At 38.5% G+C, this 13020-nt stretch carries 16 protein-coding genes; 14 read left to right on the top strand and 2 right to left on the bottom strand.

The genetic code is table 11. The features are described from left to right. Window position 1: 1 nt before the first annotated feature. Entirely contained in the window at window positions 2–1084 is a 1083-nt protein-coding gene (locus tag H5162_RS10285) for an efflux RND transporter periplasmic adaptor subunit (protein ID WP_182778427.1), read from the bottom strand. A 122-nt stretch (window positions 1085–1206) separates the two neighbouring features. Between H5162_RS10285 and H5162_RS10280 the strand changes: the two genes are divergently transcribed. Then, complete coding sequence (locus H5162_RS10280) at window positions 1207–2100, top strand: LysR family transcriptional regulator (protein WP_145235888.1); 894 nt, start codon at window positions 1207–1209, stop codon at window positions 2098–2100. Next, window positions 2101–2406 carry an MGMT family protein gene (locus tag H5162_RS10275; RefSeq protein WP_145235885.1) on the top strand — a complete coding sequence of 102 codons (306 nt, stop codon included), beginning with the start codon at window positions 2101–2103 and terminating at the stop codon, window positions 2404–2406. A gap of 9 nt (window positions 2407–2415) precedes the next feature. Here H5162_RS10275 and trhA read toward each other — a convergent pair whose 3' ends face one another. Beyond that, entirely contained in the window at window positions 2416–3054 is a 639-nt protein-coding gene (gene trhA / locus H5162_RS10270) for a PAQR family membrane homeostasis protein TrhA (RefSeq protein WP_145235882.1), read from the bottom strand. Window positions 3055–3309: 255 nt separating this feature from the next. Here trhA and H5162_RS10265 point away from each other — a divergent pair, with 255 nt between their 5' ends. The 12 genes from H5162_RS10265 (at window position 3310) to H5162_RS10210 (ending at window position 12998) form a co-directional block, all read left to right on the top strand. Beyond that, window positions 3310–3606: a hypothetical protein gene (locus H5162_RS10265; protein WP_145235879.1), complete on the top strand. Its 297-nt coding sequence runs from the start codon at window positions 3310–3312 to the stop codon at window positions 3604–3606. Window positions 3607–3819: 213 nt separating this feature from the next. Then, entirely contained in the window at window positions 3820–4398 is a 579-nt protein-coding gene (locus tag H5162_RS10260) for an LON peptidase substrate-binding domain-containing protein (RefSeq protein WP_145235874.1), read from the top strand. A 66-nt stretch (window positions 4399–4464) separates the two neighbouring features. Further along, entirely contained in the window at window positions 4465–5088 is a 624-nt protein-coding gene (locus tag H5162_RS10255; RefSeq protein WP_145236307.1) for a sigma-70 family RNA polymerase sigma factor, read from the top strand. After that, entirely contained in the window at window positions 5081–5743 is a 663-nt protein-coding gene (locus H5162_RS10250; protein ID WP_145235871.1) for a ChrR family anti-sigma-E factor, read from the top strand. The genes H5162_RS10255 and H5162_RS10250 overlap by 8 nt, the downstream gene beginning before the upstream one ends. Window positions 5744–5751: 8 nt before the next feature. Then, window positions 5752–6705, top strand: coding sequence for a DUF523 and DUF1722 domain-containing protein (locus tag H5162_RS10245; protein ID WP_182731593.1), 954 nt, complete (start codon window positions 5752–5754; stop codon window positions 6703–6705). After that, window positions 6705–8099, top strand: a complete 1395-nt coding sequence (gene phrB / locus H5162_RS10240; RefSeq protein WP_182760060.1) for a deoxyribodipyrimidine photo-lyase — start codon at window positions 6705–6707, stop codon at window positions 8097–8099. The genes H5162_RS10245 and phrB overlap by 1 nt, the downstream gene beginning before the upstream one ends. 1 nt (window position 8100) lies before the next feature. Further along, window positions 8101–8529, top strand: coding sequence for a nuclear transport factor 2 family protein (locus tag H5162_RS10235; RefSeq protein WP_182734157.1), 429 nt, complete (start codon window positions 8101–8103; stop codon window positions 8527–8529). After that, window positions 8529–9239, top strand: a complete 711-nt coding sequence (locus H5162_RS10230) for an SDR family NAD(P)-dependent oxidoreductase (protein ID WP_169018644.1) — start codon at window positions 8529–8531, stop codon at window positions 9237–9239. The genes H5162_RS10235 and H5162_RS10230 overlap by 1 nt, the downstream gene beginning before the upstream one ends. Further along, the gene (locus H5162_RS10225) at window positions 9236–10492 is read left to right on the top strand and encodes an NAD(P)/FAD-dependent oxidoreductase (protein ID WP_182734158.1); all 1257 of its coding nucleotides are present in this window, start codon (window positions 9236–9238) and stop codon (window positions 10490–10492) included. Before H5162_RS10230 ends, H5162_RS10225 begins: the two co-directional genes overlap by 4 nt. Continuing rightward, window positions 10485–11219, top strand: coding sequence for a DUF1365 domain-containing protein (locus tag H5162_RS10220; protein ID WP_145235849.1), 735 nt, complete (start codon window positions 10485–10487; stop codon window positions 11217–11219). The genes H5162_RS10225 and H5162_RS10220 overlap by 8 nt, the downstream gene beginning before the upstream one ends. A 26-nt stretch (window positions 11220–11245) precedes the next feature. Continuing rightward, window positions 11246–12508 carry a cyclopropane-fatty-acyl-phospholipid synthase family protein gene (locus tag H5162_RS10215; protein ID WP_145235846.1) on the top strand — a complete coding sequence of 421 codons (1263 nt, stop codon included), beginning with the start codon at window positions 11246–11248 and terminating at the stop codon, window positions 12506–12508. Beyond that, a complete protein-coding gene (locus H5162_RS10210) occupies window positions 12486–12998 on the top strand; it encodes a DUF2878 domain-containing protein (protein WP_145235843.1) in 513 nt (170 codons plus the stop codon). The genes H5162_RS10215 and H5162_RS10210 overlap by 23 nt, the downstream gene beginning before the upstream one ends. The last annotated feature ends 22 nt before the right edge of the window (window positions 12999–13020 follow it).

The following is a 13020-nucleotide window of genomic DNA, read 5'->3' as shown; positions in this document are numbered from 1 at the left end:
TTTATAAGCCTCGCTCTTTTTGCCACGGACGTACTTGCATGCCTTCTTTAAGGTAGTGAACACCAGCGACGACCACAGTTTGACCTTGCTCTAAACCAGCAAGCACTTCAATACCACGTCGATGTAATTGGCCAACTTCAACAGCTTGCTTTTTCACCTTGCCAGTCTGTGGATCGTATAGCCAGACATAGCTGTTATTAGTAGGCTGTGTTGGTTCAGAGAACACAGCTTCAACAGGGAGTAAAATATAGTGTGATTGCGAGTGAGTAACTTTACTTAGATCAATATCTACACTGCCGGTCATGCCTGCCAACAGGTTAAAATCTTTAGGCACTGGTAATGAAAATACCACCTTGTAAGTTAATGTGGCTGGATCTGCTTGGGTGTCGAATTCTTTAATCATTAAGGTATATGATTTATTTGGAAAACCGTCAAAAACCACGCTTGGCTGATAGTCAATGTCTTTATCAATACGGGCGATTAGTTTTTCGGGTACTTGAATGATCACATCCATTAAATCACGGGTTTCTAAGCGAAGAATGTTTTGTTTTGCTTGGATATTCTCAAAGTTTTTAACAAACACTTTGGAAACGGTGCCGCTAAAAGGGGCACGTAATTCGCTATTATCTAAGTTGGTTTTTGCAATTTTTAATGCCGACTCAGCTACCTGTTTATTGGCAAGTGCCTGATCAAGTTCGGATTGACTGGTAATTGATTTATTAAATAGTTTTTGTACGCGTTCAAGTTGCGAGTGCGCCAATTCAAAACGTGCTTTTCGCTCATCATATTGCAGTTGAAAATCTTCAGGGTCTAACTTGGCAAGGAGTTGATCTTTTTCAACATGTTGACCCGCCAATGCCGGGAACTCTAATAACTCACCGTTAACTCTAAACGCCAAATAAGAGCCTTGATTTGCCACTACTTCTGCCGGAAAACTGCGTATTGTCTGATCTGAGTTAGTATCAATTTCAAATAGTTTTACTGGACGAATAGCTTGTTCGACGTGAGTGTCGGTATTTGATTCTTTACAGGCGACTAAACTCAGTATTAATGTTGATATAATTAAAACTGGCGACAGTTTCATGGTCTTCTCCGTGGCTATGAAAACATAAATTAGATGCAGCATACGCCGCGAACATATAAAATAAAAATTATTAAATTTTAAAAAGATCATAAATAAAATTTATGATTTTAAGTTGGACCATTATGAACTTAGTGCAGTTAAAAATGCTTGATGCCATTGTTCGCACTCAAAGCTTGTCGCAAGCTGCTTTAGCACTGTATAAATCGCAACCAGCTTTAACGTTAGCTATTAAGAAACTTGAAGCTGAGCTTGGTTTTGAATTGTTAGATCGTAGCCATTATCGATTGCAATTAACTGAAAAGGGTCGTATTTATCATCGCGAAGCAGCATTATTATTAGATGCTCAGGCACATTTAGCACAACTGGCCAGTGAACTTGCACTTGGTAATGAAGCAAATTACAAAATTTGTTATGAGCAGTTATGTCACCAAGCACTGTATAACGATATTATTTGCAATGCTTTTGTTAAACATACCAGCACCGAGTTTAGTGTAACCAGCGGAAAACGCTTTGTTTCTCTTGAGCAAGTTAATAAAGGACAAGCAGACTTAGGGATTGGTCCGTGGTTTGATTTGTTTCATGCTACAGGCGATTTAGAAAGTTTACCGATTGGCAAGCTCGATATTGGTATTGTTAGTGTGACAGGATTAGTGCCAGATAAAGTAACTTATCAACAATTACAGAACTTTCCTTGTTTAGCGATGTTTGAAAGTGATATGAGTTTTGACTCTGATCGTTTATCGTATTCAAAAGGCTCTACCATGATGAAAATTGATGATATATCAACTTTAAAATCGTTTTTATTATCGGGAGCTGGCTGGGCAATGATGAGTTTAGCGCATTGTCAAAATGAACTTGAAAGTGGTGTATTACAACAAATTAAAATACTAGACAGAGAAAATACTTTTAGCGCACAGATCAGAGTATTCCGACAAAATGCCACTCATCATGGACCCGTGGCAAGAGCCGTGTGGCAAGATTTTAAGCAGTTAAGTAAAACGTTTTTAGGGTCGTAAATGCAAGCCAGTAAAGAAGACAAAATTTATACTGTGATGGCGAATATACCGCCAGGAAAAGTAGCCAGTTATGGACAAGTAGCGGCAATGGCAGGATTGCTAAATAATGCTCGGCTAGTAGGGCGGTTATTAAAGTTAATGCCAAAAGATTCAAGCATACCTTGGCATAGAGTGATCAACAGCCAAGGTAAAATTTCTTTTCCTGAAGGGACAGCGCAGTACCAAAAGCAATATCAATTACTGCAAAGTGAAGGCGTAATTTTTAAAAATGGTCGTGTTAATATGCGTCAATTTCAGTGGGACTAATTAAAAAATTTAACCGACCGTAATAATATAGCGGCTGATTGCAATATAGTGACAAACACAGCCTGCAATCACAAATACATGCCAAAGTGCGTGGCTATATTGACGACTTTTAGCACTATAAAAGAGTGTGCCGAGACTATACAAAATCCCTCCACTGAGTAACCACCATAGTGCGTTTACTGGCACATTTAAATAAAGCGGGTAGACAATTGCAACTGCAAACCAACCCATTAATAAATATGTTGATAAAGACACCTTTTTGTTTTGTTTTTTCACCATTAATTTATAGCACACTCCGCCAAGTGCTAAAGACCATATAAATACCAGCGTTAAAATCGACCAAATTCCGGTTAATGAGAGTACTAAAAAAGGGGTGTAAGTGCCTGCAATCAAAATATAAATAGCACAGTGGTCACATTTTTTATAAAAAGCCCGCGCACCTATGCTGCTACTGCTGTGATAAAGCGTAGATGATAAAAACAGCAACAATAAACTACCGCCATAAACAATTGCACTGACCGTTGCTTCAATCGTGTGTGTCTTGCTGATCAGCTCCCACAATACAAACAATGAAAATATAACGCCTGCGCCGTGAGACAGGCTATTAAGTTGCTCTTCTTTTTTAGAATAAGCGGGTTCAACCGACATGACATACTCATCATAAAACATTAATTTGGATTTGAGTGTACAAGTGTACGCTGAAACTTTCAATGCTTATTTATTGACTATATTTTGGTTTTTTTAACCAATTTGAATGGTTTTAAAATTCACATCATCAATAGGTTATGCACTTGTGTGATTTAAAGTGCATAAAAAACAATTAGTTAAAATTTATTTCGTGGTTGGCACAACCTTTGATTAAGTAATAGCGACTAACTTAATAACACAATAGGGAATACCATCATGAAAAGCATTATTAAACTATCTGTTGCAGCACTTTTGGTTGTTGGTTCTACACAAGCAAGTGCAAATGACGGTCAATTAGATATTACTCAAACGCTATCAAGCAGCATTGCACAATACATTGAAAGTACGAGTAATGAATTACAAAGCAAATTAAAACAGTCATTGTTTAGTGATTCGCAAAAAATGTTAACCGAACTGTTTTCTCAGCAAAGCGAGCAATCAGCTGAAGTAGGTGTAGCTGAAAATACATCACAACTCGTTGCAACTAGCAATGCAGTAAAAGTTGAGGGTTAAAGTAATGAGCAGCGAATTAGGATTATTAGCTTTAATGTTAGCACCCGTTGTAAGCTTGTTAAGTGCGTATGCATCAGTTGAATTGTTACGTAATGTAGGGCAGTGGCTAAACATAGGCTAAGGGGATACCGATAAGTAATAATCAGTAACATTGATCTTGTTTGCTGCAGTGCACGTAACGTAATGCATAGTTAAACTGATGTAGTGAGCCTTATGAAACGTGCAATCTTTCCATTACCTGTATTTATTTTACCAAGTGGGTATACGCGGTTAAGAATTTTCGAACCTCGTTATCTTGATATGGTAAAAGAATCACTTAAAAATGATCATGGATTTGTTCTTTGCCAGTATGATGTTGATAGTCATCTCAACGTTCCTAAGTATGGATGCTTAGTGGATATTATTGACTTTTCACAAGATCAACAAGGGCAATTACTGATTGATGTGGTAGCTAAATCTGTAGTTGAGTTAACTGATGTAACTGAAGATAAGCAGCAGCTACGTTTCGGTCAGCTATCAGCACCTACAATGCCTTTTTGGTTTGAACAACCCCATAATTTAGATCGCGATGATACATATTTAGTAACTGCTTTAGAGCAGTTGTTTGATGTTAATACAGAATTAACCGATTTATATCGCCAGACACACTTTGATGATTTGAACTGGGTTATTGCTAGATGGCTTGAATTATTACCTATTTCAATTGATAAAAAACAACAGCTTGCCTTTAAATCAGACTTTGCGAATATTCACTCTTTCCTTCATACTGTGATTAATAACGAATTTTCCTAATTAATATGATCTTAATTTAGTTGCCCTGCGTATTGAATAAGCAAGAACACTAATGGGAATATTATGATGGTGAGTCAACAACTTTCAACACGTTGTGAACCTAACACAGGTAATTACACTGCCATGCCACAAACGCCAAGCAAAGAACTTGCTGATGCATTATCTGCGGTTGCAGCTAATCGCGATAAACAAGCATTCGCTTATTTATTTGCGTACTTTTCACCAAAAATAAAACGCTTTGGTATCAAGCAATTTAACTCAGAAGCACAAGCGATGGAATTAGTACAAGACACGCTAACTTCCGTGTGGCGAAAAGCACATCTCTATAATAATGATAAAGGCGCTGCTACAACGTGGGTATATACCGTAATGCGAAACGCATCATTTGATATGCTCAGAAAAATGAAAAGTAATAAAGAAGATAATATTAGCGAAGATATTTGGCCGCTAGTTGAGCAACATGATAATGCTGACTATGAATTTAGTGATCATCTTGAAAATCAACAAATAAAAAATTACCTAGATAAATTACCCCAAGCTCAACGCGATGTGGTTAAAGGCGTTTATTTTCAAGATATGTCACAAGAGCAACTTGCAGAACAATTGAACATTCCAATTGGTACCGTGAAGTCACGTTTACGTTTAGCGTTACAAAAATTACGCAATGAAATGGGAGACCGCAATGATTAAACATCACCCAAGCGATGCGCTATTAGCGCAGTATTGTAATGCGTCATTACCGGCAAGTATAAACGTCGCCGTCGCTATTCATCTTGATATGTGTAGTTGCTGTAAAGAAAAAGTGCAACGCATTGAAGCAAACAATGCCGTAGATGTGTTTGGCACTGATGATGAGCATCCTCAAACTACAGATTTAGCTATTGATGAATTATCATTAATTGATGCAATTACAGCAGATGTAACTGCTGATGAGGTATACAAGGTCGCGCCTCAAACTATCCTTGTTAATCAGCAAAATTATCAATTGCCCCGTGCTCTTGCCCGTATTTCACATAGCAAATTTATGCAAATGGGGAAATTATCACGTTCTCGTATCGATCTAGATGATGGTGCGTTACGTTCTAGCTTATTGCACATTGATGCTGGTGGAGAAATCCCTGAACATACTCACACTGGTTTCGAATTGACTTTATTACTTGATGGCGAGTTTAGTGATGAAGAGGGTCAATATGTGCCTGGCGACTTTATGTGGCTCGACGGTCGTCATCAACATACCCCGATCACAGAAAAAGGTTGTTTATGTTACACAGTAGTCAGTAGTGCTCTACACTTTAAGAAGGGACTGAGTAAGTTACTCAATCCAATTGGCAATTTGATTTACTAGGAGTGTATATGCAGCAATCGACTATTCAAATAGGCATAAGTGCATGCCTTGCAGGTGAGAAAGTTCGGTTTGATAGTGGCCATAAAAAATCAAATTTTTGCATGGATGAATTCGCAAAACATGTTGAATATAAACGCTTTTGTCCCGAAGTGGCGGTAGGTCTACCGATCCCAAGACCGACAATTAGACAAGTTAAAGTAGGCACAACTATTAAAGTGTGCCGTCCTGACGGCAGTGGTGATGTTGGCCCACAATTGACAGAATATGGTAAAAAAGTTGCCACAGAGCAGGCTGCACAATTAAGCGGCTTTGTTTTTTGTGCTAAAAGTCCAAGCTGCGGCATGGAACGGATCAAAATATATAATGAAGCAGGCACAGGTAATACATCTGAAGGCGTGGGTTTTTTTGCTGCGCAAATTATGGCTCACAACCCATTGTTACCGTGTGAAGAAAATGGTCGTTTAAATGATATGCACTTGCGTGAAAACTTTGTGATGCGAGTGTTTACTTATAAAAACTGGCAATTGTTGCGTCAACAACCAGCAACCCTGCATAGGTTAACGCAGTTTCATGCGCAATATAAGTATTTGTTAATGGCTCACAATTATCAGGCATATAAAGATCTTGGTAATTTACTGGGCACCTATGTTGGCGATGATTTTGAGCAGCTTGCTGACGATTATATTGCAGGTTTAATGGGAGCGCTGAAAAGACCTGCATCACGCAAAAATAACAGCAATACTTTAATGCACTTACAAGGCTACTTTAAAAAACATTTATCCAAAATTGAAAAAGAAGAGCTACGAGATGCAATTGATGAATATCGCTCAGGTTTAGTGCCGCTGTATGTACCGCTGACACTCTTAAAACATCATTTGAAAGTACATCCAAACGAATACTTAGCAAAGCAAGTTTACTTCAACCCTTATCCTCACGAACTAAAATTACGCTACGGAATTTAATGAACACTGTATTTTGGTTTAGGCGCGATTTGCGCCTTTTTAATAATCATGCCCTTTATCAAGCAATCGACAATGGTTGTAAAGACGCTATATTTTTTATCACTGAGCAACAATGGCAACGCCATGGTGTTGCTTCAATACAAATTGATTTGCTAAAACGAAGGTTAAACTTCTTAGGTCAGTTACTAGCTGATAATGGCATCACCTTGCATATCATTGAAGCGGGTAATTACGCAGGATGTGTGCAGCAGTTAAGCGAGTTCTGCCAGCGACATTCAGTAACGCAGTTATTTGCCAATAAAGAATATGAAATTAATGAAGTTGAGCGCGATAACGCATTTTTACATCATGCTGATAAACTTAAAGTATCAGTTACCTTGTTTGATGGTGACGTGGTTGCACCGCCTGGAACGGTACTGAATCAAAGTGGTGAGATGTTTAAGGTGTTCACCCCTTTTAAAAATGCCTGGCTAAAGCAATATCAAGATACTCATTTTTATTTTCAAGCCCCCCCGACAATGTTTAGCCCAATACCTTGGCAAGGTTCAGCGTTACTTACCGGTGACGATTCCTCACATAAGTGGCCAGTTGATGATGCGTCATTAAGTCAAATCTGTGCCCGTTTTATCAGCGATAAATTACTCAGCTATAAAGATCAGCGAGATATTCCAAGTATTAAAGGCACATCAGGCTTAAGTCCGTATTTAGCTTTAGGAATTGTCAGCGTTCAGCAATTAATTGCTCTTGTACAGCAACAATATGTCGATGCTTTAAGTAGCTCTAAAAGCAATTTATTTACTTGGGTCAACGAGTTAGTGTGGCGTGAGTTTTATCGTCATTTAATTGTGGCTTATCCAAAACTTAATAAATATAACAACTTTAATGAGAAATATGACCCAGTAAAGTGGCGAACTGATGAGGCTGATTTTACTGCTTGGTGTGAAGGTAAAACAGGCTACCCGCTTGTTGATGCCGCTATGAGGCAACTTATTCAAACTGGCTGGATGCATAATCGCTTACGAATGGTGGTTGCCAGTTTTCTTACCAAACACTTGTTAATTGATTGGCGTAAAGGTGAACGTTTCTTTATGCAGCATTTGATCGATGGCGATTTAGCGTCTAACAATGGCGGTTGGCAATGGGCTGCAAGTACCGGCTGCGATGCCCAGCCATACTTTAGAATATTCAACCCGATTACTCAAAGTGAGCGATTTGATCCTGATGGTCATTTTATTCGTAAGTATATACCGGAGTTGGAAAATGTGCCGAATAAGCAAATTCATTTTCCACATGAATATTTAGCGAAAAGCGGCAAAGCAAAAGCGGTTTATTGGCCAGCAATCGTTGATCATAAAACGGCTCGCTTACGAGCGCTTGATGCATTTAAGGTATGATATGAGCAACCACAGAACAGATAAATTTATCGCGATATACCAAAAGCTAAGTAAAGAAAATCTACATTTACTGAGTGATATTTATGCTGCAGACATTCACTTTTCTGATCCATTGCATGAAGTCGATGGTTTAGCTGACTTACATCAATATTTTGCTAAACTTTATAGTAATGTTATTGAATGCACGTTTGATATCAGTGACACTGTTAGTGTAGGCGATAATGCTTTTGTTTACTGGACTATGTATTATCGCCATCCAAAGCTTAGCAATGGCCAGCAAATAGCCGTAGCAGGCCATAGCAAGTTAACATTTACTGGTGACAAAATCAGCCTTCATAAAGACTACTTTGATGCTGGTGCATTACTTTATCGACATATCCCTATTCTCGGTTCAATTATTAAATACATAGATAATAAGGCAGCGGAATAATGATCACGCTTATAACAGGTGCAACATCAGGTATTGGTGAACAACTTGCGAAACTGTATGCGCAAGCCGGGGATACAGTGATCGCTTGTGGGCGTAACCAAGAAAAACTAAACGAACTTGCGCAACTAACGAATATTGAAAGTTGTCAGTTTGACGCTACTGATTTACAAGCAATACGAAGTAGCACTGTTGCTTATACGCAATTTGATCGCGTTATTCTTAATGCTGGCAATTGTGAGTATATCGATGATGCGCATAATTTTGACAGTGCATTGTTTACCCGCGTTGTTACTACTAATTTGCTTTCGATGGGTTATTGTCTTGAGGCTTTACTACCGAGGATAAAGTCCGGTGGTCAGTTGGTGATTGTCAGTTCAAGCGTAACTTATTTACCGTTACCGCGCTCTGAAGCATATGGCGCATCAAAAGCTGGGGTCAGTTACTTAGCAAAAAGTTTAGCCATTGATTTAGCTGATATTGACGTAACCTTAGTGCACCCAGGCTTTGTTAAAACACCGTTGACTCAAAAAAACGATTTTCCAATGCCAATGGCAGTTACTGCAGAAAAAGCGGCAAATTATATTATCAAAGGTGTCGCTAAGCGCCGCAAAGAGGTGCATTTTCCTTATCGTTTCACCCTTATTTTAAAATGTTTACGCATGTTGCCGCTGCCAATTTGGCTCATGCTTGCAAAAGGATTAAGTCGTTGAAAAAAATAGCAATTATAGGTTCTGGAATTGCAGGATTAAGCTGCGCGCATTTGTTGCACAAAAAGTATGATATTACGGTATTTGAAAAAAACAACTACATTGGTGGGCACACCGCAACGATAGATATACAGGTTGATGGTGTTAAGCATGCTATTGATACTGGCTTTATTGTTTTTAATGATCGCACTTACCCTTATTTTGAAAAGCTGTTAAAGCGCATCGGCGTTGAACGACAACCGACAGAAATGAGTTTTAGTGTGCATAATCAGCAAACTGGTTTTGAATACAATGGCCACACTTTTGCCAGTTTGTTTGCTCAAAAGCGCAATATATTTCGTCCGCGCTTTTGGAAGTTACTCAGTGATATTGTGCGTTTTAACACGTTGTGTAAAAAACTATATCATGACAACGACTACCAAAGTGAGCAGATGTTAGGTCAGTTGCTCGACCAACACGGTTTTAATGATTTTTTTCGTTACCATTATATTTTGCCAATGGGCGCGGCTATCTGGTCAACAAGTATTAAAGAAATGAGTAATGTAGGGGTTGAGTTTTTTGTAAAATTCTTTTTCAATCATGGCTTATTAGATATTACTAATCGTCCGCAGTGGTATGTTATTCCCGGTGGTTCAAGGGAATATATCAATCCATTGATCAGTGGTTTTAAAGATAAAATAAAATTGAACACGGATATACAGTCTATTTTTCGCACCCCAGAGCAGGTGTTGATCCGATTGAAAAATGGTACCGTTGAGCAATTTGATAAAGTTATTTTTGCTTGTCATTCTGATCAAGCTCTCGCTTTACTTGAAAACCCAAGCACTGATGAAAAAGCAATTTTATCAGCCATTCCCTACACTGAAAATTCAGTGATTTTGCATACTGACACTGCTTTGCTGCCAAAACGTAAAGCCGCATGGGCCAGTTGGAATTATCTACTTACCGATAATCTTGATAAAGCTGCTGTTGTGACTTATCAAATGAATATTTTGCAAGGCATAACAAGTAAAACGCAATTTTGTGTCACGCTTAATCACCGTGAGGGAATTGATAAAACTAAAATACTCCGAGAATTTACGTATCATCATCCAGTATTCAATAAAACGTCTATTGCTGCTCAGCAACAGAAACAGCTTATTGATGGAGCCAACAACAGTTATTTTTGTGGCGCTTATTGGTATAACGGATTTCACGAAGACGGCGTGAAAAGCGCTGTAGATGTTGCTCGCAAACTTGGGGTTGAATTTGAATAGTGCACTTTTAATCGGTGATGTTCGTCATCACCGATTAGCAATTAAAGCGCATAGCTTTAATTATCAGTTGTACATGATGTGGGTTGATCTTAATGCTCCTCAGCAACTTGATGGTGTTCACCCTTGGCTTGGAACAACAGGCTTTAAAGCACTTAAATTTAAACAATCAGATTATCTTAATCGTGATTTAGATACTCAACAACCAATCAAACAACGAGCAATTGATAAAATTGTCGAGCTGGGGATTACTGCTCCGTTTAGTAATGTTTATATGCTCGGACAGCTGCGCTGTTTTGGGGTGTATTTTAGCCCAGTTAACTTTTTCTTCTATGAAACGGCTGATGGCGATTTTCCCTATATGGTCGCTGAAGTGAGTAATACCCCCTGGAACGAGCGACACTATTACTTGGTTGATTTACACAAGAAAGTGAACTTTAAAAAGGCTTTCTCCGTATCACCATTTATGAATTTAGATATGGATTACCACTGGAAAGTGCGTTTAACAAAGCACAATACTATGATCCATATAGAAAATAAAAAAGATAATACGCTATTATTTACTGCCAGTTTGCGTTTACAACGCCAGTCACTCAGTCGTGCTGCGGTTACTGCGTTACTGAAACGTTTTCCTGCTATGACAATCACTGTGATGAAAGGAATTTACGTACAGGCGTTTAAACTATTTTGTAAGCGAGTGCCTTTTTTAGGTCACTCAGGCAAGAATTGATAAGCTAAAATAATGAAGGTCATGAGATGGAAAAAGTATCCAGTTTAGCTGATAACGCATCAAGTAGCTTGTTAAGTAAGCTGTATAAAAAGTTAGTCATTGGTGCGTTTGATAGCATTGAAGTCGGCGCGATTACCCTAGTTGATGGTAACGACGTTCAACACTTTGGTGATCCTCAAAGTCACTTGCAGGCTAAAGTAGTTGTTAATAATCCGGCAATGTATAAAGCATTTGCGCTCTCTGGCAGTGTCGGAGCTGGCGAAGCTTATATTTTAGGCCAGTGGGAATGTACTAACTTAACTCAGTTGATTGAAATTTTTGCCATTAATCAGGCTCAACTGGACCAATTTGAACGTAAGTTTGCGTTTATTAGTAATCTTTACAATCGAATAAACCACCGTAAAAACAAAAATTCTGAGCAAGGTTCAAAGAAAAACATTGTTGCTCATTACGATTTAGGCAATGAGTTGTATTCATCATTTTTAAGCACTGAAATGCTTTACTCAAGTGCTGTCTACCCATCAAAAGATGCTTCTCTTGAGCAAGCACAAAGCCATAAGCTTGATTTAATCTGCCAACAAGTAGATTTACAACCCGGTGAAACGGTTATTGAAATTGGCACAGGGTGGGGAGCGTTTGCCATTCATGCTGCAACACATTATGACTGCCACGTTACTACTACAACTATTTCTGATGAGCAACATGCGTTTGTGGCAGAAAAAATTACCCAGTTGGGGCTTGAAGATAAGATAACCTTATTGAAACAAGATTATCGTTTACTCGAAGGCAGTTACGATAAGCTCGTGTCAATAGAAATGATAGAAGCGGTTGGTCATGAATACCTACCCAGCTTTTTCAAAAAATGTAATGACTTACTCAAAGACAGTGGTGCAATGCTGATCCAAGCAATCACAATTGCTGATCAACGCTATCAACATTACCTGAAAAATTCTGATTTTATTCAGCAGTATATTTTCCCTGGTGGTTGTTTACCGTGTATTGATGAAATGAATAAGCAAATAAAAAATCAATCAGACATGGTGGTACACAGTATTAGCGATATCGGCGTTCATTATGCAAGAACCTTAGCTGATTGGCGCACACGGTTTATTGCAAGCTGGCCAGAAATCGACAAAGTTAAGTTCGACCAGCGTTTTTATCGATTGTGGTTATTTTACTTAGCTTACTGTGAAGGCGCATTTAGGGCGCGAGTAACCAGTACAGTGCATTTAGTTGCTCGTAAACCGCGTTTTAACCATTCAAGTGATGACATTGCGCTCAGTTATTAATTTTTTGCTGTTTCAAGGAGTGTGGTTTTTAGCATTATTCCTTGAGCAGCGCGCTATTATACCGATTTTATTAATCATCATACTAATGCTATGCCTGTCGCAGCAAAAGCAACAAGATATGCTGTTATTGTGCTATGGCTTAATGATCTCGTTAAGCTTTGAATATTTGATGGTTGAGGTTGGCTTTTTATCTTTTAGTATATCCCCTTTTCCATTGTGGTTTATATTACTTTGGTGTGCCTTACTCTTAACCATCAATACGTCAATGCAATTTTTGCATCGCACGCCTTGGTATTTAGCGATGTTGCTCTGTGCTGTTTTTGCCCCCGCAAGTTATATTGCTGGTGCACGCTTTGGGGCGTTAGAGGTTCATCCTGTAGTTTGGCAATTTTGGCTTATATATGGTTTTGCTTGGTCGCTTATGTTCAATTTTATCAGGATGATAAACACATATAGCAAAAAGTACCTGTTAGTTTCTGAACACAAATGAGCATACAGGTGTAACTATTTAA

It is taken from the genome of Pseudoalteromonas sp. SR41-8, assembly GCF_014163915.1.
Taxonomy (GTDB): domain Bacteria; phylum Pseudomonadota; class Gammaproteobacteria; order Enterobacterales; family Alteromonadaceae; genus Pseudoalteromonas; species Pseudoalteromonas rhizosphaerae.
This window is presented reverse-complemented; position numbering and strand designations above follow the sequence as displayed.